The following is a 17,901-nucleotide window of genomic DNA, read 5'->3' on the forward strand; positions in this document are numbered from 1 at the left end:
CCCGGCGGCCGCAAAACTGTGTAAGGGGGTGGAGAGCGGGTAATCGCCCCTACCATGCGAGTTCTGCTCACCGGTTGGGCCAGTTTTCTGCACGGGGAAGCCACGGCGGGTGACGTCCTCAGCCTGCGCGCGGCCGGGGCCGCGCTGGCGGAGGCGGGGATCGACCACCGGGTCGCGTGGAGCCCGGGCTTCCGCCCCGGCGCCCTGCACCTGCCCGACGCGCCACCCGAGGACTACACGCACGTGGTGTTCGCCTGCGGTCCGGTGCACGGGCCGCAGGTGCGTTCGCTGCACGAGCGGTACGCCGCCTGCCGCCGGATCGCGGTCGGGGTGTCGGTGCCCGACGCCGAAGATCCGGCGGTGACCGGGTTCCACCGGATCCTCCCGCGCGACGACGGCGTCACCGCCGAACTTGACCTCGCGCTGGGCGCGCCGGTGTCGCCCACGCCGGTGCTCGGCGTGGTCCTGGCGCCGCACCAGCCGGAATACGGCAGCTCGGGGCGCCACGGCGACGTCCACGAGGCACTGACCGGCTGGCTCGCCGGCCTGGACTGCGCCCGCGTGCCGCTGGACACCCGGCTCGCGCACGCGGACTGGGAGCGGTGCGCGACCCCGGACCAGTTCGCCGCGCTGGTGTCCAAAATGGACGCTGTGGTGACGACTCGGTTGCACGGGCTGGTCTTCGGGCTCAAGGCCGGGGTACCGGTGCTCGCCGTCGACCCGGTGGCCGGCGGCGGGAAGGTGACCGCGCAGGGGCGGGCGCTGGACTGGCCGGTGGTGGCCGCCGAAGACGTCGCCGACCCCGCGCTGCTCGACGCCCGCCTGAAGTGGTGCCTCCCGGCCTCGGTGCGGCCGCCCGCGCACCCGGCGTCCCTGGCCGCGCTGGTGGACGAACTGGTGGGGCCGCGGTGAGCGCGCGCACGACCGTCGTCATCGCCACCCGCAACCGCGCCACCGAGCTGGCACGCACCCTCGGCCGGCTGTCCTCCTTGGACCCCCGGCCGCCGGTCATCGTGCTGGACAACGCTTCCGAGGACGGCACGGCCGAGGTCGCCGGACGGCACGCCAACGTGCGCGTGATCCGCCTGCCGCAGAACCTCGGCGCCGCCGCGCGCACCCTCGGTGTCATCGCGGCCGACACGCCGTACATCGCCTTCAGCGACGACGACTCGTGGTGGGCGCCGGACGCGCTGGCCGAGGCGGAGCGGATCTTCGACGAACACCCGAAGACCGGCCTGCTCGCCGCGCGCACCCTCGTCGGCCCGGAATGCCGGGACGACCCGGTGACGCCCGAAATGGAGCGCAGCCCGCTGGGGCACCCGGCCGGCGCGCCCGGGCCGCTGGTGCTCGGCTTCCTGGCCTGCTCCGCGATCGTGCGCCGCACGGCTTACCTGCAGGTCGGCGGCTTCAGCCCGCTGCTGCACTTCGGGGCCGAGGAACAACTGCTGGCTTACGACCTGGCCGCGCACGGCTGGGAAGTCTGCTACGTCGGGCGCCTGCGCGCGCACCACCACCCGTCCCGGTCGCGTCCACCCTCGTCGTGGCGCCGCCGGGCCGAACTGCGCAACCGGCTGCTCATCGCCGTGCTGCGCCGCCCGCCCCGCGTCTGCCGCCGCGAGGTGGCGCGGACGCTGGTGCGGGCCCCCGGGGCCGTCCTCGGCGCGGTGCCGCGGCTGCCGCGGGCGCTGAGTTCGCGGCGAGTCCTGCCCGCCCACGTCGAACACCAGGCCCGGACTCTGGAAAGGACCGCCGAATGGCGCGAATCTCGGTCGTGATCATCACCTGCAACCGCCGCGAGCAGTTGCGCGAGACGCTGGCGCACATGACGTCCCTGCCGGACGCGGCGCCGGTCTTCGTCGCGGACAACGGATCCGCGGACGGCACGGCCGGCATGGTCGCCCGGGAATTCCCCGGCGTCCGCCTGTTCCGGCTGGCGGAGAACCTCGGCGCGGTGGCTCGCAACATCGCCGTCGAAGAAGTGACGACCCCGTACGTGGCCTTTTGCGACGACGACACGACGTGGCAGCCCGGCGCGCTGACCCGGGCCGCCGACCTGCTGGAGGCGTATCCGGGTCTCGGGTCGGTGACCGGGCGCTGCCTGGTCGAGCCCGGCCTGGTCGAGGACCCGATCACACCGGAGCTGCGCGAGTCGCCGGTGCCCGGCCCGGACTGGCTGCCGGGGCCGGCGCTGCTCGGCATCATGGCGGGCCTGACGGCGGTGCGCGTCAGCGCGTTCCGCGAGGTCGGCGGCTTTTCGACGCGCATGTGGCTCGGCGGCGAGGAGGAGCTGTTCGCCCTGGACCTGGCCGCGCGCGGCTGGTGGATGTGCTGGGCCGAGGACGTCGTGATCCACCACGCGCCCTCGAAGCTGCGCGACCCGCGCCACCGCCGTCGCCTCGGCATCCGCAACACGTTGTGGACGCTCCTGCTGCGCCGTCCCTGGCCGGCGGTCTTCCGCCGCGGCCGCGACGTGCTGCGCTCGGCCCCGCTCGACGGCGCCACGGCGGCGGCGCTCCTGGACGTGGCCCGCGGCCTGCCGTCGGTGCTGCGGGACCGCCGGGTGGTCCCGCAGCACGTCGAACACGGCTTGCGTTTGCTGGAAGCCCCGCAGCGTGAGTCGAAGGCCCGCCGCTACGTGGGCTGAACGGGTCGGTTCGCGTACCCGGAGGGTCGGCTCGCGTACCCAGGGAGTCGGTTCGCGTATCCAGAGGGTCGGCTCGGGAACCGACTCTTCCGGTACGCGAGCCGACCGTCCAGGTCTGTGAGCCGACCCTCCCGGTGCGTGGACCGACCCTTGGGGTCAGCGGGCCTCGGCCGTGGCGGCCTGCTGAGGGACCAGCTTGTGGTAGGCCCGCAGCGTGTCGGCGGCGACGCGGTCCCACGAGTAGCGGGCCATCGCGCGGTCGCGGCCCGCGGTGCCGTAGGCGTGGCACAGCGCGGGGTCGTCGATCAGCCGCCGCGCCCGGGACGCGAGCTCCTTCGGCTGGTGCGGGCGGACCAGCAGCCCCGTGACGCCGTCGACGACGGTGTCGGTCAGGCCGCCCACCGCGGCCGCGACCACCGGGACGCCGCAGGCCATCGCCTCCAGGGGCACGATTCCGAACGGCTCGTACCACGGCGTGCACACGACGGCGTCGGCCGAGCGCAGCAGGGCCGGCATGTCGTCGCGGGACACCTGGCCGGGCCAGCGGACGCGGTCGCCGACGCCGAGCCGGCCGGCCAGCTGCCGCAGCCGGCCCGCCTCGGGGTCCTGGGACAGCTTGCCCCGCTCCGGGCCGCCGGCGATGACGAGTTCGGTGTCCGGCAGCTGGGCGAGGGCGGTGATCGCGATGTCGAACCCCTTGCGCGGGACCAGCCGGCCGACGGCGACCAGCCGGTGCGGCAGCCGGCGGCGGGCGACCGGTCCGTCCGGGGAGAACCGGCCGAGGTCGACGCCGCAGGGCACGATCGAGATCCGCGACCGCGGGACACCGAGGCGGGACAGCTCGAAGACCTCGTCGGAGCAGGTCGCGATCACGCGCCCGGCCTGGCGGCCGATGATCCGCTCCAGCCGGACGCGGTCGGCGGGGCTGGTGTCTTGGTCGCCCTGGTAGCGCTTCTTGACCACGCCCAGGGCGTGAAAGGTCTGGGCCACCGGCGTCCCGGTCGCGCTCGCCGCCAACGAGGTCGCGAGGCCGGACATCCAGAAGTGCGCGTGCGCCACGTCCGGGCGGTCGAGCGCCCACCGGTCCCGCAGGAAGCTGCCGAACTCGCCCATGTAGGGCAGGAGGTGGTCCTTCGGCTCCTTGCGGGCCGGCCCGGCCGGCACGTGCACGACGCGGTACCCCTGCGGCGTCCGGACCTCGGGCGGCTCGTCGCGGCTCTCCCGGCGCGTGTAGACGGTGACGTCGTGCCCGGCGCGCACCAGCGCGGCCGACAGCTCGGCGACGTGCACGTTCTGGCCACCGGCGTCGGCTTCGCCCAGCGCGGCGAGGGGATTGGCGTGCTCGGACACCATGGCGATCTTCATCGGTGAGGCGTTCCCTTCACGGTTCAACGGGCCGTCTCGGCGAGGAGGTGGTCCCAAGCGGTCAGGAAGGCGTCCAGCCCGTAGTGCTTCAGGGCGTGTTCGCGGGCGTTCTTGCCGGCCAGGGCGGCGAAGTCGGGCTCGTGCAGCAGCTCGCGGAAACCCCGGGCCAGCACGGAGACGTCGGTGGAGAGCACCCCCGCGTCGTCCGGCACCGCCTCGACCGCCTCGGTGGCGGCGAAGACGACGACCGGCATCGCCAGGTGCATGGCTTCCAAAAGGGACAGTCCGAGCGACGTCCACCGGGCGGTGTGCAGGTAGACGCGGCGGCGGGCGATCTCGTCGTGCAGCTTCGGCGCCGGGACGTCGCCCAGCCCGCGCAGCGGCGCGCCGAGCTCTTCGGTCCCCATGCCGAAGACGTCGACGGGGGCGCCCTCGGCGAGCGTGCCGAGCAGGTCGGCGCCGGTGACCCGCTCCCGCCGCACCGGCTCGTTGATCATCGACACCCCGGCCGCGAGCTCGCCGGTGTAGCGCGGTCCCGGATCGGGGATGCCGTGCGGCACCACGGTCACCGGCGCGCGGCCGCAGTCCCACATGGCCGCGTTGAAGTGGGTGACGTGCGCCACGGTGATGTCGGAGCGGCCGGCGAGCGGGTGTTCGCTGGCCGCGGCGTACGGCCGGGGCGCGTTGTGTTCCACGTAGACGGCCGGAACGCCCAGGCGGGCGGCGAAGGCGAGTTCCTCCGGGCGTTGCAGGACGACGACGTCGGGCTCGGCCTCGGCCAGCCGGTCGAGCGGCACCTCGGTCACCGACGGCCAGTTCCGCCCCGCCTTGCCGAGGCCCCAGGGCGCACCGTCGGGTGACACCGGCAGGAGGTAGTCGTGGCGGCCGCGGACGAAAGCGTCGGTCCACGAGCCGTGCACATGCCAGAGCAGTACTCTCAGGCGCCGGGATCCGGGATCGGTCATGACTCCTGATTTCCCGGAGAGCGGCCGTTAAACGTTCGGCCGGACGGGGTACCCGGCCCCGGACGGGCGCGCGCGACGAAGGGATATCCATGCGCTTCACCCCACGGGGCACCCGGTTCTTCGACCTGCTCGCCGACGCGGCGAAGAACCTCGTCACCGCGACCGCCCTGCTCAGGGAACTCGTGGCCGCCGACCCGGCCGAGCGGGAACCCATCGCGAAGCGCCTGCACGAGGTCGAGCACCAGGGCGACGAGCTCACGCACACGATCATGGTGGAGCTCAACAGCTCGTTCGTGACGCCGTTCGACCGCGAGGACATCCAGGCCCTCGCCGCCAAGATCGACGACGTGCTGGACTTCACGGACACCGCGGCGGACCTGGCCGTGCTCTACCGCATCGGCTCGTTCCCGCCGGGGACCGACGTCCTGGTCCGGGTGCTCTGCCGGGCCGCCGAGCTGACGGCTTCGTCGATGCCCGGCCTGGCCAAGGTGGGGGACCTCGAGCCGTTCTGGATCGAGATCAACGAGCTCGAGAACGAGGCCGACCGCGTCTACCGGCGGATCCTGGCCCACCTGTTCGAGCCGGGCGGGGACGCCCTCGAGGTGCTGAAGACCAAGGAGGTCGTCGAGCAGTTCGAGCTGGCCGCCGACGCGTTCGAGCACCTGGCCGACGTGGTGCAGACCATCGCGGTCAAGGAGTCCTGAGTGACGGGGACCGCCGCCCTGGTCACCGTGATCGTGCTGACGCTCGTCTTCGACTACACCAACGGGTTCCACGACGCGGCCAACGCCATCGCCAGCGCGGTGTCGACCCGGGCGCTGACCCTGCGGGCCGCCCTCGTGCTGGCGGCGGTGATGAACCTGGCGGGCGCGCTGCTCTCGACCGGCATCGCGGCGACGGTGGCCAAGGGGATCATCGACGTCCCGGTGGGGCCGGACGCGCTCACCGTGGTCTTCGCCGCGCTGGCCGGGGCCATCACCTGGAACCTGATCACCTGGTACTTCGGGCTCCCGTCGTCCTCCTCGCACTCGCTGATCGGCGGCATGGTCGGCGCGGCACTGGCCGCCGCGAGCACCGTGCACTGGGCCGGGATCGCCGAGAAGGTGCTGATCCCGATGGTGGCGTCGCCGCTGATCGGGCTGGTGCTGGGCTACCTCGCCATGGTCGCCGCGCTGTGGCTGCTGCGGCGGGCGAACCCGCACCGCAGCGGCCGGGTGTTCCGCCGGTTCCAGATCGTCTCCGCCTCGGCGCTCGCGCTCGGCCACGGCCTGCAGGACGCCCAGAAGGGCATGGGCGTGATCGTGCTGGCGCTGGTGGCGGCCGGGCAGCAGTCGACGTTCGCCGTCCCGCTGTGGGTGACCCTGGCGTGCGCCGGGGCCTTGTCGCTGGGCACCTATTCGGGTGGCCTGCGGATCATGCGGACGCTCGGCAGGCGGGTGTTCCCGCTCGACCCGCCGCACGGCTTCGTCGCGGAGTCGGTGGCGTCGTCGGTGCTGTACGTGACGGCGTTCGCGGTGAAGGCGCCGATCTCGACCACGCACGTCATCACGGCGGCGATCATGGGAGTGGGGGCGACCAAGCGGCTCTCGGCGGTCCGCTGGGGCATCGCCCGCGACATCATCATGGGCTGGGTGCTGACGTTCCCGGCCGCCGCGGCGGTGGCCGCGGCCGTCTACCTGGTGGCCGACCTGCTCACCTGAGGCGGGGTTTGTCGGCTGCCACCCGCGGGAAGCCGGGGCTTGAACAACCCCGTCCGCGGAAAGGGAGAGCCATGAAGGCAGTGACCTGGCACGGCAAACGCGACGTCCGCGTCGAAGAGGTGCCGGATCCGAAGATCGAGGAGGCGACGGACGCGGTCGTGCGGATCACCTCGACCGGGATCTGCGGCTCCGACCTGCACCTCTACGAAGTCCTCGGCGCGTTCATGACCGAGGGCGACATCCTCGGCCACGAGCCGATGGGCGTGGTCGAGGAGGTCGGGCCGGAGGTGACGAACCTCAAGCCGGGCGACCGCGTGGTGGTCCCGTTCAACATCTCCTGCGGCCACTGCTGGATGTGCGAGCGCGGCCTGCAGTCGCAGTGCGAAACGACGCAGGTCAGAGAGCACGGCAAGGGTGCCTCGCTGCTCGGCTACACCAAGCTCTACGGCCAGGTCCCCGGCGGCCAGGCCGAGTACCTGCGGGTGCCGCAGGCCCACTACGGGCCGATCAAGGTCCCGGACGGCCCGCCGGACGAGCGGTTCGTCTACCTCTCCGACGTCGTCCCGACCGCCTGGCAGGCCGTCGAGTACGCGAACGTCCCGAAGGACGGCACGGTCGTGGTCTTCGGCCTCGGCCCGATCGGGCAGATGTGCTGCCGGATCGCGCGGCACCGCGGCGCCGGCCAGGTGATCGGGGTCGACCTGGTGCCCGAGCGCCTCGCCCGGGCCCGCGAACACGGCGCCACCGCGCTCGACACGCGTGACCACAAGGAGATCGGCGACTCCATCCGGCAGCTGACGAACGGGCGCGGCGCGGACTCGGTGATCGACGCGGTCGGCATGGAGGCGCACGGCGCCCCGGTCGGCAAGCTGGCGCACACCCTGGTCGGGCTGCTGCCGCAGCCGCTCGGCGAGAAGATCACCGAGAAGGCCGGGATCGACCGGCTGAGCGTGCTCTACGCCGCCATCGACAGCGTCCGCCGCGGCGGCACGATCTCGCTGTCCGGCGTCTACGGCGGGATGGTCGACCCGATGCCGATGATGGAGCTGTTCGACAAGCAGATCCAGCTGCGGATGGGCCAGGCCAACGTCCGGCACTGGCTGGAGGACATCATGCCGGTGCTCACCGGCGACGGCGACCCGCTCGGCGTCGAAGGCTTCGCCACGCACAAGCTGCCCCTGGAAGAGGCGCCCCGCGCGTACGAGATCTTCCAGAAGAAGCTCGACGGCGCCCAGAAGATCCTTCTGCAGCCCGCCAAGTAACCCCGGGAGGAAGTTGCTCTTGCGAGCCGTCACCTCGCTGCCGTACGAAATCACCGAGGAAGACCACGTCCGGATCCCGATGTCCGACGGGACCGTCCTGTCCGCCCGCATCTGGCGGCCGGTCTCGTCGGACGCCGAGCCGGTGCCGGCGATCCTCGAATACATCCCCTACCGCAAGCGGGACCTCACCGCGCCCCGCGACTCCATCCACCACCCCTACCTCGCCGGGCACGGGTACGCCTGCGTGCGCGTGGACATCCGCGGCACCGGCGAGTCCGAGGGCGTCCTGGCCGACGAGTACCTCGAACGCGAGCAGCTCGACGCCGAAGAGGTCCTCGAGTGGATCGCCGGGCAGCCGTGGTGCACCGGCGACACCGGGATGATGGGGATCTCCTGGGGCGCGTTCGCCGCGTTGCAGGTCGCGGCCCGGAAACCGCCGAGCCTGCGCGCGATCGTGATCTCGTCGTTCACCGACGACCGCTTCGCCGACGACATGCACTACATGGGCGGCTGCCTGCTGTCGGACAACGTCGCCGAGTCCGGCACGATGTTCGCCTACGCCACGCTGCCGCCCGACCCGGCGGTCGTCGGCGACCGCTGGCGGGAGATGTGGCTGGAGCGGCTGGACAACTGCAGCCTGTGGATCGAAAACTGGCTCGGCCACCAGCGCCGCGACGACTACTGGCGGCACGCGTCGGTGTCGGAGAACTACAGCGACGTCCAGGTGCCGGTGCTGGCCTCGAGCGGCTGGGCCGACGGGTACTCCAACGCCGTGATCCGGCTCCTGGCCCACCTCGACGTGCCGCGGCGCGGCCTGATCGGCCCGTGGTCGCACAAGTACCCGCACCTCGGCGAGCCGGGCCCGGCGATCGGCTACCTCCAGGAGGTCGTCGGGTGGTGGGACCACTGGCTGCGCGGGGACGAGAACGGCGCGATGGACGGGCCGATGCTGCGGACCTGGATGCAGGAGAGCGTGCCGCCGTCGACGTCCTACGAAGACCGCCCCGGCCGCTGGGTCGGGGAGGCCACCTGGCCGTCGCCGCACGTCAAGCCGCAGGAGCTGCCGCTGGCGCCGCACCGCCTCGCGCGGCCGGGGGAGACGGTGCCCGATGAGGCGCTGACCGTGTCGTCGCCGCTGTCGGTCGGGCAGTTCTCCGGGAAGTGGGCGTCCTACAGCGCTCCGCCGGACCTGCCCTACGACCAGCGCGAGGAGGACGGCGGGTCGCTCGTCTTCGACACCGATGTGCTCACCGAGCGCTGCGAGATCCTCGGGTCCCCGAAGGTGCGGCTGGAGGTCTCGGCCGACCAGCCGGTCGCCATGGTGGCGGCGCGGCTGTCCGACGTCGCACCGGACGGGCGGGCCACCCGCGTCACCTACGGGCTGCTCAACCTGACCCACCGTGACGGCCACGACGAGCCGGCCCCGATGGCGCCGGGCGAGCGCTGCCCGGTCGAGATCGAGCTGAACGCCGTGGCGCAGGCTTTCCCGGCGGGGCACCGGATCCGGCTCTCGCTGTCCACGTCGTACTGGCCGCTGGCCTGGCCGCCGCCGACGCCGGTGCTGCTGTCCGTCCACACCGGACACAGCGCGCTCGAGCTGCCGGTCCGCCCGGTCGCCGAGCCGGACGAACTGCCGGCCCGGCCGTTCGGGGAACCCGAGGGCGCGCCGCCGATGTCCGTGACGGCCGTGACGCCGGGGGAGCAGCGCTGGACGGTCTCGCGGGACCTCGTCGACTACCGGTCGGCGCTGGACATCGTGAAGGACGCGGGGACGGTCCGGTACGACGACCTCGATCTGGAGGTCACCCGGGACGTCCGTGAGCGGTACAGCTGGGTCGCCGACGACTTCTGCTCCCCGGTGGCGGAAACCGCGTGGGACGTCACCTTCGCGCGCGGCGACTGGGTGGCGCGCAGCGAGACCCGCACGCGCGTCTCGTGCACCGACACCGAGTTCGTCATCGACGCGCAGCTCGACGGCTACGACGGGCCCCGCCGGATCGTCTCGCGGAACTGGCACCGGCGGATCCCGCGGGACCTGGTCTGAGTTTTCGGGGGGTCCGGGTGGCGAAGCCCCGGTTGTCACCGAGTTTCACCGTGGCGACACCGGGTAAGCCTTTCGGGTGCGCATCGTGATCACCGGGGCGACCGGGAACGTCGGAACGGCCCTGCTGGACGCGCTCGAGCCCGGCCACGACGTGGTCGGGCTCGCGCGACGGCTGCCGGACACCACGGCCGAGCCGTACCGCCGGGCGGCTTGGCGGGCCCTCGACGTCGGCCGCCCCGGCGCGGAGGAGGAGCTGGCGGAGGTGTTCGCGGGCGCGGACGCCGTCGTCCACCTGGCGTGGGCGATCTCGCCGGTGCGCGGCGACCCGCCGATGTCGCGCACCAACGACCAAGGCACCCGGCACGTGCTCGCCGCGGCGGCGGGCGCCGGGGTGCCGCACCTGGTCGTCGCTTCGTCCGTGGCCGCCTACGGGCCGGCGCCCCGCTGGGACAAGGTGACCGAGGACTGGCCGTGCGAGGGCATCGCGGGCAGCGCCTACAGCCGTGGCAAGGCCGCGCTGGAAGCCTTGCTCGACCGGTTCGAAGAGACGTACCCGCAGGTCCGGGTGGCGCGGATCCGGCCGTGCGCGATCCTGCACCGCAGCGCGGCGGGGGAGTTCGCGCGCTGGCTGCTCGGCCCGGCGGTGCCCGCCCACCTCGTCGGCGGGCGGCGGCTGCCGGTTCCGCTGTGGACGGACCTGCGGGCGCAGGTGGTGCACACCACCGACGTCGCCGAGGCGATCCGGCTGATCCTGGACGCCGGCTTCACCGGCGCGGTCAACCTGGCCGCGCCGGAGGTGCTCGACGCCGACGCGCTGGCCGGTGTCCTGGGTGGCACCCGCGTCCCGGTGCCGAAGCCGGTGGTGCAGCTCGCGACCCGGGCGGCGTGGCTGGGCGGGGTGCTGCCGGTGCACCCGGGGTGGCTCGAGCTGGCCGACCGCGCCGCGCTCGGGGACACCACGCTGGCGGAGACCGCCCTGGGCTGGCAACCTCGGTATGACGCCGCGGCCGCGCTCGCCGACCTGGTCGCCGGGCTCCGGTCGGGCGCGGGGGCGGCGAGCCCGCCCCTGGCCCCGCCGCGCCGCGACGGGGTCCTGGCCCGGCTCCGCTCGCTCACCCGGGTCGGGCCGAGCCACCAGTCGCAAGCCTGATCAGCCAGGAGGCCGGAGTGAGTACGGAAGCCGTCGACGCGGTGGTGATCGGCGCGGGGCACAACGGCCTGGTGGCGGCGAACCTCCTGGCCGACGCGGGCTGGTCGGTGCTGGTCCTGGAGGCGACCGAGCACGCCGGCGGCGCCGTCCGGACCGCCGAAGTCACCGAGCCGGGCTTCCGCAACGACCTCTTCAGCGCCTTCTACCCGATGAGCGCGGTGTCCCCGGCGATCCGGGGCCTGCGGCTCGAGGAGCACGGCCTGAGCTGGCGGCACGCGCCCGACGTGCTGGCGCACGTGCTGCCCGACGACCGGTGCGTGGTGCTTTCCCGGGACATCGACCGCACGGCGGCGTCGGTCGAGGAGTTCGGCGACGGCGACGGCGACGCGTGGCGCCGGTTGTTCGAACAGTGGGCCGAAATCCGCGAGCCGCTGGTGGAGACGTTGTTCGCGTCGTTCCCGCCGGTGCGCCCGGCACTGAAGCTGCTGCGCCGCACCGGAACGGGCGACGCGCTGCGGCTGGCGCGCATGCTGACGCTGCCGGTGCGCCGGTTCGGCGACGAGCTGTTCACCGGGGAAGGCGCGAAGCTGCTGCTGGCGGGAAACGCCGCGCACAGCGACCTTTCGGTGGACAACGCGGGCAGCGCGGTGTTCGGCTGGCTGATGGCGATGATCGGCCAGGGGGAAGGATTCCCGGTGCCGGCGGGCGGGGCGGGCGAGCTGACCGCGGCGCTGGTGCGCCGGCTGGAGTCGCGCGGCGGCACGGTCCACTGTGGACGTCCGGTGCGCGAAGTGCTCGTCGCCGGCGGGCGGGCGCTGGGTGTCCGGGACGCCGCCGGTGCCCCGGTGCGGGCCCGCAAGGCCGTGCTCGCCGACGTTCCCGCGCCGCTGCTGTACCGCGAGCTGCTCGCGCCGGAGTGGCTGCCCTCCCGGTTCGTCGAAGACCTGGAGCGGTTCCAGTGGGACAGCGCGACGGTGAAGGTGGACTGGGCGCTGTCCGGCCCGATCCCGTGGACGGCCGAAGCGGCGCGCGGGGCCGGCACCATCCACCTCGGCACGGACCTGGACGGGTTGTCGGCGTTCGGCGGCGAACTCGGCCGCGGCCGGATGCCGCGCCGCCCGTTCCTGCTGCTGGGCCAGATGACCACGACCGACCCCGACCGGTCGCCGCCGGGAACGGAGTCGGCGTGGGCGTACACGCACGTGCCGCGCGGCACGTGCGAGAACCGGGCCGCGCTCGAACGGCGGGCGCGGCGGATGGAGGAGACGGTCGAGGCCAACGCGCCGGGGTTCACCGGCCTGATCAAGGCGCGGTACATCCAGGGCCCCGTCGAGCTCCAGGACCACGATCCGGGCCTGGTCGGCGGCGCGGTCAACGGCGGCACGTCGGCGATCCACCAGCAGCTGTTCTTCCGCCCGGTGCCGGGCACGGGCCGCGCGGACACACCGGTGGACCGCCTGTACCTGGCGGGAGCATCCGCCCATCCGGGAGGAGCGGTCCACGGCGGCCCGGGAGCGAACGCGGCCCGCGCGGCGATGGCCCGCGCGGGAATGCTGGGCGGCGGATACGCGGCGGTGATCCGGGCGGCCCACCGCGCGATCTACGGCTGAGGCCGGGAGCGTTTGAGGGGCTGGGTGGTCGAGCGCGCGACTTACGGTTGAAGCCCGGAGCGCTTTGAGCGGCCGGGCGATCTACGGCTGGGGCCGGGGAGCGGTTGAGCGGGCCGGGTGCCGGGCGCGCGATCTGCGGTCGAGGCCGGGAACGCCCGAGAGGCCCAGCGGCCGGCCGCGCGACCCGCGACCGACCGCGGTCGGGTTGCCGGAACCTGCTCAGGGGCAATCCGGCCGGCGCCCGCGCGGCTCAGGGGCTCGGGTGGCCGTGCCGGGCGCGGGCGTGCTTGCCCGTCGCCAAGTCCGCCAGGCGGGCCAGCGACTCCGTGTTGCGCGGCTTGGCGATCAGCGCCTGCACTGCCGCCGGGAGCACCTTGCCGGGCCCGCGGACGATGTGCTCGGTCATCCGGACCAGCGTCTGCCCGTCGCCGTGGGGGACCAGCGTCAGGCCGACCGCGGCCGCGCCCAGTGGCCAGCCGCGCGCCTCCAACGACAGCGACAGGCCCGGCTCGACCGCCCGGACCACCGTCACGTCCTGGATGTGCACCGGCCACGGGCCCACGCTGTGGTGGATCCGGGAGCCCACCGCGGGCCAGTCCTCGTCGACGTCGCGGATGTGGGAGCTGCCGACCACCCAGCCGGCGTAGAGCCAGCCGTCGGCGAGCACCGCGAACACGGCGTCGGGCGGTACGTCGATCACGCGGCTGACCTCGGGCACGGCTTCCTCCTGGTTCGGGGTGACGAAACAGGCATACCCACTCCCGGACGGGGTATGCCCGCCGGGACGGAGCAGGAGGTGGCGACGGTGGCCAGACACGGTAAAGAACCCGAAGGACCGGGAGAGCTGTCGAAACAGTCGTGGGGTGCGGCGCTCAAACGGACCTTCAAGCAGTTCAACCGGGACAACCTGACCGACTGGGCCGCGGCGCTCACCTACTACGGTGTGCTTTCGCTGTTCCCGGGCATCATCGTGCTCACCGCGATCCTCGGTCTGCTCGGCCCGGACAAGATCCAGACGGTGATCGACAACGTCAACCAGCTCGTGCCGGGCCAGGGCAAGGACATCATCGTCGGTGCGATCAAGGAGCTGACGGGCTCGCGGAGCCTGGCCGGCCCGCTGGCGATCATCGGCCTGCTGGGCGCGCTGTGGTCGGCGTCGGGCTACATCGGCGCGTTCATGCGGGCGTCGAACGCGATCTACGGCATGCCGGAGGGGCGGCCGGTGTGGAAGACGATCCCGCTGCGGGTCGCGTTGACGGTCGGCATCGTGGTGCTGCTGGCGGCGTGCGCGCTCGGCGTGGTGGCGACCGGTTCGGTGGCCCGCCGGATCGGCGACCTGATCGGCCTCGGTTCGACGGGCGTGCTGGTGTGGGAGATCGCGAAGTGGCCGGTGATCGCGCTGCTCGTCAGCCTGGCGTTCGCGTTGCTGTACTGGGTGGGCCCGAACGTGCGGCTGCCGGGGTTCAAGTGGCTGACGCCGGGCGGGCTGCTGGCCGTGGTGCTGTGGGTGGCGGCGTCGGCCGGTTTCGCGCTGTACGTCGCGAATTTCGGTTCCTACAACAAGACCTACGGTTCGCTGGCCGGGGTGATCGCGTTCCTTGTATGGTTGTGGATCTCCAACCTCGCGATCCTGCTGGGGGCCGAGCTGGACGCGGAGCTGGCCCGCGGCCGCACCATCGAGGCGGGCCGCGTGGAGGACCAGGAGGAGCCGTTCCTGCCGCCGCGGGACACGAAGGCGATGGACGACGACGAAGCCGCGGCGGTGGCGGAGTCCGAACGGAAGTGAGCGGATGGCCTGCCGGATCACCGAACTGGTGCTGGACTGCCACGATCCCGACCGCCTGGCGGAGTTCTGGTGCGCGGTCCTCGGCTACGAGGTGATCGGCCACGAGCCGGACGGCCTGGCCCTGGGCCCGCCGGGCGCCCGGTTCGGCGAAGGCCCGCCGACCCTGATCCTGGCCCGGACGGAAGACCCCCGCCGGGGCAAGCTCCCGCTGCACCTCGACGTGAGCCCGGCGGGGGTGGACCAGGAGACGGAGCTGGCACGCTTGACGGCGTTGGGCGCCCGTCCGGCGGACGTGGGCCAGAGCGGGGAGGAGTCGTGGGTGGTGCTGCAGGACCCGGAGGGCAACGAGTTCTGCCTCCTGCGCACGGACGTGGGCAAGGCCTGAGCCCGGCGGCCGGCGCGCCGATCGCGGTCAAGTTTCTCGAGTGGGTTCGCCTGCCGGCCTGGCAATTCCGCGAGTACTGACAAGTTCGACTGTCGTTGGGTGATCGAGCGATCCGAGGCGGGACTGACCTCAGCGATCGTCGGCCGCGCAGCGGCGCCACTGAACCTGGTCCCCGGCTCGGTCGGCGTGCCACACCGGCGTTGCTTCCGACTCCCAGGTCGGGAGCAGCTGGTCCGGCACCATCCGGCCGCGGGCCACCCGGCCGAACAACTCCACGCCGTCCCGCCGCCGGGCTGCCGGGATCCACGCCGGGAAGCGCGTCCGGGGGAGCTTCCGCTCGATCCACTTCCGCGCCGACCCCTCACTCCCGTGGTCGGACTCCAGGATGCTCGACACCGGCCCGTCGTCGCCCACGGTGAGGCTGATCGACGCGCGCCAGCGCACTGCGGAAGATGTCATCCTCTCCAGGTTCCCCGACGACCGCTGCCGCGGGCCAGTACACGTTCGGATGGATCCCACCGTACCTCCCACTCCACACCGTCACGACGCGTTCAGCAGCCGCGCGCACGCCTTCTCCAGCACCGCCCGCGCCTCGTCGCCCTCGAGGCGGGCCGCGCGCTTGAGCGCCGGGGCGATCGTCTTCTCCGCGCGGTACGCCTCCACCAACCGGGGGTCCACATAGGACGAGCGGCAGACCGCGGGGGTGTTCCCGAGCGCCGTCGAGACCTCTTTCATCACCTTCGCCTCGGCGCGCTTGCGGGCCGTCTCGGACGTCGGGGGGTCCGCCGCGGCGAACGCCGCTGCCGCCAGCACCGTCGCGTTCCACGTCCGCATGTCCTTCGCCGTGCAGTCTTGGCCCGCCAGCTCCTTGAACCGTTCGTTGATGTCCGCGGCGTGCACCTCGTGCCAGCTGCCGCCCTCGCGGTAGACCAGCAGCCGGTCGCTGTCCGGCCGGCTGCGCAGCAGCGACTTCAGCACCGAGGCCAGCTCCGCGTCGCAGATGGCCACCTCGCGGTCCAGGCCGCCCTTGGCGACGTAGCAGAACCGGCACTCGTCACCGCGGACCGCCGCGTGCTCGCGCAGCAGCGTCGCGACGCCGTGGGTGCCGTTCTCCTCCGCGTACTCCTCGCCGCCGGTGCGGAAGATCCCCCGGTCGAGCATGCGCAGGGCAGCGGCGAGCACCCGCTTCCGGGTCAAGCCACGCCCGGCGAGGTCGTCCGCCACCGAAGCGCGCCACTGCGGCAGCCGGCGGGCCATCTGCAGCACGCGGTCGTGCTTCTCCTCGTCGCGGTCGCGCCGCCACTGGTCGTGGTAGAGGTACTGGCGCCGCCCGGCGTCGTCGGTGCCGACCGCCTGGACGTGCCCGTTCGGGTAGGGGCAGATCCACACGTTCCGCCAGGCCGGCGGGATGACGAGGTCCTTGATCCGGGCCAGCAGCTCGTCGTCGGTGACCGGTGAGCCGTCGGGCATGGCGTAGGAGAACCCGCGGCCGCGGCGGATGCGCTTGATGCCCGGGCTGCGCAGGTCACTGCGGCGGAGTCTGGTGCGTCCCACCGCCGCGAAATACCCGCCCGGCGTACCGGGAAACCATGATTGCCGCCCGCGGCGGTGGGTAGCCAGCGGGCGAACCCCGGAAGGAGCATGATGACCACCGCAACCAGGCCACTGGCCGTCGTCACCGGCGCGTCGAGCGGAATCGGGCTGGAGCTGGCGAAACAGTTCGCCCGGCACGACTTCGACCTCGTGCTGGCGGCCGAGGACGCCGAGCTCGCCGCGGCCGCCGACGAGGTCCGCGCGTGCGGCGCGCGGGTCGACGCGGTCCGCACCGACCTCGCCGCCCCGGACGGGGTCGAAGAACTCGTCCGCCACCTCGCGGACCGCCCGGTGGAGGCACTGGCCGTCAACGCCGGCGTCGGCGTCAACGGCGAGTTCGCGGGGGAGACCCGGCTGGAGGACCAGCTGACGGTCGTCGACCTGAACGTCCGCTCGGCCGTGCACCTGGCCAAGCGGGTCGTGCCCGGCATGGTCGGCCGCGGCCACGGCCGGGTGCTGTTCACCTCGTCGATCGCCGGCACGTCGCCCGCGCCCTACCAGGCCGTCTACGCCGCCTCGAAGGCGTTCTTGACGTCGTTCTCCGAAGGCCTGCGCGCCGAGGTGAAGGACAAGGGCGTCACCGTCACCGCGATGCTGCCCGGCCCGGTCGACACCGAGTTCTTCGAGCGCGCCGACATGACGGACACCAAGATCGCCGCCGGGGACAAGGATTCCCCGGCCGAGATCGCCGAGGCCGGCTACGAAGCCTTGATGGCCGGGAAGGACAAGATCGTGCCCGGCGCGGTGAAGAACAAGCTCCAGGCGGCCGGCTCCCGCCTCCTGCCGGACGAGGCCAAGGCAAAACAGCAGGGCAAGATGATGAAGCCCGGATCGGCGGACGAATGAGCGTGCTCGAGGACGTCACCGAGAAGGCGAAGCAAGTGCAGCGCGACTACGCCGGGGAGGCCGACCGGCCGCTGGTCGGTTACGTCGGCGCGATGGGGGCCTACGCGGCCTTCGTCGGCGGGCTGACCGTGCTGGGGCGCCTCCTCGGAGCCGGGCTGCCCCGCCGGTTCGGCCTCGGCGACACGGCGCTGCTCGGCACCGCGACGTTCAAGGCCAGCCGCATGCTCGCGAAGGCGGCGGTCACGAGCCCGCTGCGAGCCCCGTTCACCCGCTACGAGGAGCCGGCGGGCGCCACCGAGCTGAACGAGTCCGTGCCCGGCCAGAGCCACGTCGAGCACGCCGCGGGTGAGCTGCTGTCGTGTCCGTTCTGCCTGGACGTCTGGATCGGCACCGGGCTGGCCGCGGGCCTGGTGATCGCGCCGCGCGGGACCCGCCTGGCGGCGACGGTGCTGACGGCCGTGGGCGTGGCCGACGCCCTGCACCTGCTGTACGACGCGGGCAAGAAACTGGCGTCCGGTTAGCCGGGCGGACCGGTGGGGACGTTCCTCGGG

At 73.1% G+C, this 17,901-nt stretch carries 18 protein-coding genes; 13 read left to right on the forward strand and 5 right to left on the reverse strand.

Annotated elements, in window-relative coordinates; genetic code table 11:
• The first annotated feature begins 54 nt into the window (after positions 1 to 54).
• The 3 genes from QRY02_RS10650 to QRY02_RS10660 are packed head-to-tail and all read left to right on the forward strand — an operon-like array spanning position 55 to position 2,644.
• Positions 55 to 912, forward strand: a complete 858-nt coding sequence (locus QRY02_RS10650) for a polysaccharide pyruvyl transferase family protein (protein WP_285991347.1) — start codon at positions 55 to 57, stop codon at positions 910 to 912.
• On the forward strand, positions 909 to 1,775 hold the full coding sequence (locus tag QRY02_RS10655; protein ID WP_285991348.1) for a glycosyltransferase family 2 protein: 867 nt from the start codon (positions 909 to 911) through the stop codon (positions 1,773 to 1,775). The genes QRY02_RS10650 and QRY02_RS10655 overlap by 4 nt, the downstream gene beginning before the upstream one ends.
• Positions 1,754 to 2,644, forward strand: a complete 891-nt coding sequence (locus tag QRY02_RS10660) for a glycosyltransferase family 2 protein (protein ID WP_285991349.1) — start codon at positions 1,754 to 1,756, stop codon at positions 2,642 to 2,644. Before QRY02_RS10655 ends, QRY02_RS10660 begins: the two co-directional genes overlap by 22 nt.
• Positions 2,645 to 2,800: 156 nt before the next feature.
• Here QRY02_RS10660 and QRY02_RS10665 read toward each other — a convergent pair whose 3' ends face one another.
• Both QRY02_RS10665 and QRY02_RS10670 read right to left on the reverse strand, forming a co-directional pair.
• On the reverse strand, positions 2,801 to 4,009 hold the full coding sequence (locus QRY02_RS10665) for a glycosyltransferase family 4 protein (RefSeq protein WP_285991350.1): 1,209 nt from the start codon (positions 4,007 to 4,009) through the stop codon (positions 2,801 to 2,803).
• 23 nt (positions 4,010 to 4,032) lie between these two features.
• Complete coding sequence (locus QRY02_RS10670; protein WP_285991351.1) at positions 4,033 to 4,974, reverse strand: glycosyltransferase; 942 nt, start codon at positions 4,972 to 4,974, stop codon at positions 4,033 to 4,035.
• A gap of 89 nt (positions 4,975 to 5,063) precedes the next feature.
• On the opposite strand from QRY02_RS10670, the gene QRY02_RS10675 reads away from it, so the two are divergent.
• The 6 genes from QRY02_RS10675 (at position 5,064) to QRY02_RS10700 (ending at position 12,740) form a co-directional block, all read left to right on the forward strand.
• Complete coding sequence (locus QRY02_RS10675) at positions 5,064 to 5,678, forward strand: DUF47 domain-containing protein (RefSeq protein WP_285991352.1); 615 nt, start codon at positions 5,064 to 5,066, stop codon at positions 5,676 to 5,678.
• On the forward strand, positions 5,679 to 6,674 hold the full coding sequence (locus QRY02_RS10680) for an inorganic phosphate transporter (RefSeq protein WP_285991353.1): 996 nt from the start codon (positions 5,679 to 5,681) through the stop codon (positions 6,672 to 6,674).
• A 71-nt stretch (positions 6,675 to 6,745) separates the two neighbouring features.
• Positions 6,746 to 7,936, forward strand: a complete 1,191-nt coding sequence (locus QRY02_RS10685) for a zinc-dependent alcohol dehydrogenase (RefSeq protein ID WP_285991354.1) — start codon at positions 6,746 to 6,748, stop codon at positions 7,934 to 7,936.
• 19 nt (positions 7,937 to 7,955) lie between these two features.
• Entirely contained in the window at positions 7,956 to 9,980 is a 2,025-nt protein-coding gene (locus QRY02_RS10690) for a CocE/NonD family hydrolase (protein ID WP_285991355.1), read from the forward strand.
• 76 nt (positions 9,981 to 10,056) lie between these two features.
• On the forward strand, positions 10,057 to 11,130 hold the full coding sequence (locus QRY02_RS10695; protein WP_285991356.1) for an NAD-dependent epimerase/dehydratase family protein: 1,074 nt from the start codon (positions 10,057 to 10,059) through the stop codon (positions 11,128 to 11,130).
• A 17-nt stretch (positions 11,131 to 11,147) separates the two neighbouring features.
• Positions 11,148 to 12,740, forward strand: a complete 1,593-nt coding sequence (locus QRY02_RS10700) for a phytoene desaturase family protein (RefSeq protein WP_285991357.1) — start codon at positions 11,148 to 11,150, stop codon at positions 12,738 to 12,740.
• 250 nt (positions 12,741 to 12,990) lie between these two features.
• On the opposite strand, the gene QRY02_RS10705 is transcribed toward QRY02_RS10700, so the two are convergent.
• Positions 12,991 to 13,458 carry an SRPBCC family protein gene (locus tag QRY02_RS10705; RefSeq protein ID WP_285991358.1) on the reverse strand — a complete coding sequence of 156 codons (468 nt, stop codon included), beginning with the start codon at positions 13,456 to 13,458 and terminating at the stop codon, positions 12,991 to 12,993.
• 54 nt (positions 13,459 to 13,512) lie between these two features.
• On the opposite strand from QRY02_RS10705, the gene QRY02_RS10710 reads away from it, so the two are divergent.
• A complete protein-coding gene (locus QRY02_RS10710; RefSeq protein WP_285991359.1) occupies positions 13,513 to 14,526 on the forward strand; it encodes a YihY/virulence factor BrkB family protein in 1,014 nt (337 codons plus the stop codon).
• A 4-nt stretch (positions 14,527 to 14,530) separates the two neighbouring features.
• Positions 14,531 to 14,911 (forward strand): VOC family protein, encoded by a 381-nt coding sequence (locus QRY02_RS10715; protein ID WP_285991360.1) that lies wholly within the window; start codon positions 14,531 to 14,533, stop codon positions 14,909 to 14,911.
• A 129-nt stretch (positions 14,912 to 15,040) separates the two neighbouring features.
• Here the strand turns inward: QRY02_RS10715 and QRY02_RS10720 are convergent, their stop codons facing one another.
• Both QRY02_RS10720 and QRY02_RS10725 read right to left on the reverse strand, forming a co-directional pair.
• Positions 15,041 to 15,370 carry a hypothetical protein gene (locus tag QRY02_RS10720; protein WP_285991361.1) on the reverse strand — a complete coding sequence of 110 codons (330 nt, stop codon included), beginning with the start codon at positions 15,368 to 15,370 and terminating at the stop codon, positions 15,041 to 15,043.
• An 81-nt stretch (positions 15,371 to 15,451) separates the two neighbouring features.
• Positions 15,452 to 16,465, reverse strand: coding sequence for a DNA topoisomerase IB (locus tag QRY02_RS10725; protein WP_285991362.1), 1,014 nt, complete (start codon positions 16,463 to 16,465; stop codon positions 15,452 to 15,454).
• Between the two features lie 90 nt (positions 16,466 to 16,555).
• Here QRY02_RS10725 and QRY02_RS10730 point away from each other — a divergent pair, with 90 nt between their 5' ends.
• Both QRY02_RS10730 and QRY02_RS10735 read left to right on the forward strand, forming a co-directional pair.
• On the forward strand, positions 16,556 to 17,350 hold the full coding sequence (locus QRY02_RS10730; RefSeq protein WP_285991363.1) for an SDR family NAD(P)-dependent oxidoreductase: 795 nt from the start codon (positions 16,556 to 16,558) through the stop codon (positions 17,348 to 17,350).
• The gene (locus tag QRY02_RS10735; RefSeq protein ID WP_285991364.1) at positions 17,347 to 17,871 is read left to right on the forward strand and encodes a DUF1360 domain-containing protein; all 525 of its coding nucleotides are present in this window, start codon (positions 17,347 to 17,349) and stop codon (positions 17,869 to 17,871) included. Before QRY02_RS10730 ends, QRY02_RS10735 begins: the two co-directional genes overlap by 4 nt.
• The last annotated feature ends 30 nt before the right edge of the window (positions 17,872 to 17,901 follow it).

This window comes from Amycolatopsis sp. DG1A-15b, from assembly GCF_030285645.1.
In the GTDB taxonomy this organism is placed as follows: Bacteria; Actinomycetota; Actinomycetes; order Mycobacteriales; family Pseudonocardiaceae; genus Amycolatopsis.

Excerpts from the sequence above, each read along its gene's own strand:
- QRY02_RS10665 (WP_285991350.1), bottom strand. The coding sequence starts at position 4,009 with ATGAAGATCGCCATGGTGTCCGAGCACGCCAATCCCCTCGCCGCGCTG.
- QRY02_RS10710 (WP_285991359.1), top strand. The coding sequence starts at position 13,513 with ATGCCCGCCGGGACGGAGCAGGAGGTGGCGACGGTGGCCAGACACGGT.
- QRY02_RS10715 (WP_285991360.1), top strand. The coding sequence starts at position 14,531 with ATGGCCTGCCGGATCACCGAACTGGTGCTGGACTGCCACGATCCCGAC.
- QRY02_RS10660 (WP_285991349.1), top strand. The coding sequence starts at position 1,754 with ATGGCGCGAATCTCGGTCGTGATCATCACCTGCAACCGCCGCGAGCAG.
- QRY02_RS10650 (WP_285991347.1), top strand. The coding sequence starts at position 55 with ATGCGAGTTCTGCTCACCGGTTGGGCCAGTTTTCTGCACGGGGAAGCC.
- QRY02_RS10675 (WP_285991352.1), top strand. The coding sequence starts at position 5,064 with ATGCGCTTCACCCCACGGGGCACCCGGTTCTTCGACCTGCTCGCCGAC.
- QRY02_RS10720 (WP_285991361.1), bottom strand. The coding sequence starts at position 15,370 with ATGACATCTTCCGCAGTGCGCTGGCGCGCGTCGATCAGCCTCACCGTG.
- QRY02_RS10670 (WP_285991351.1), bottom strand. The coding sequence starts at position 4,974 with ATGACCGATCCCGGATCCCGGCGCCTGAGAGTACTGCTCTGGCATGTG.
- QRY02_RS10685 (WP_285991354.1), top strand. The coding sequence starts at position 6,746 with ATGAAGGCAGTGACCTGGCACGGCAAACGCGACGTCCGCGTCGAAGAG.
- QRY02_RS10735 (WP_285991364.1), top strand. The coding sequence starts at position 17,347 with ATGAGCGTGCTCGAGGACGTCACCGAGAAGGCGAAGCAAGTGCAGCGC.
- QRY02_RS10730 (WP_285991363.1), top strand. The coding sequence starts at position 16,556 with ATGACCACCGCAACCAGGCCACTGGCCGTCGTCACCGGCGCGTCGAGC.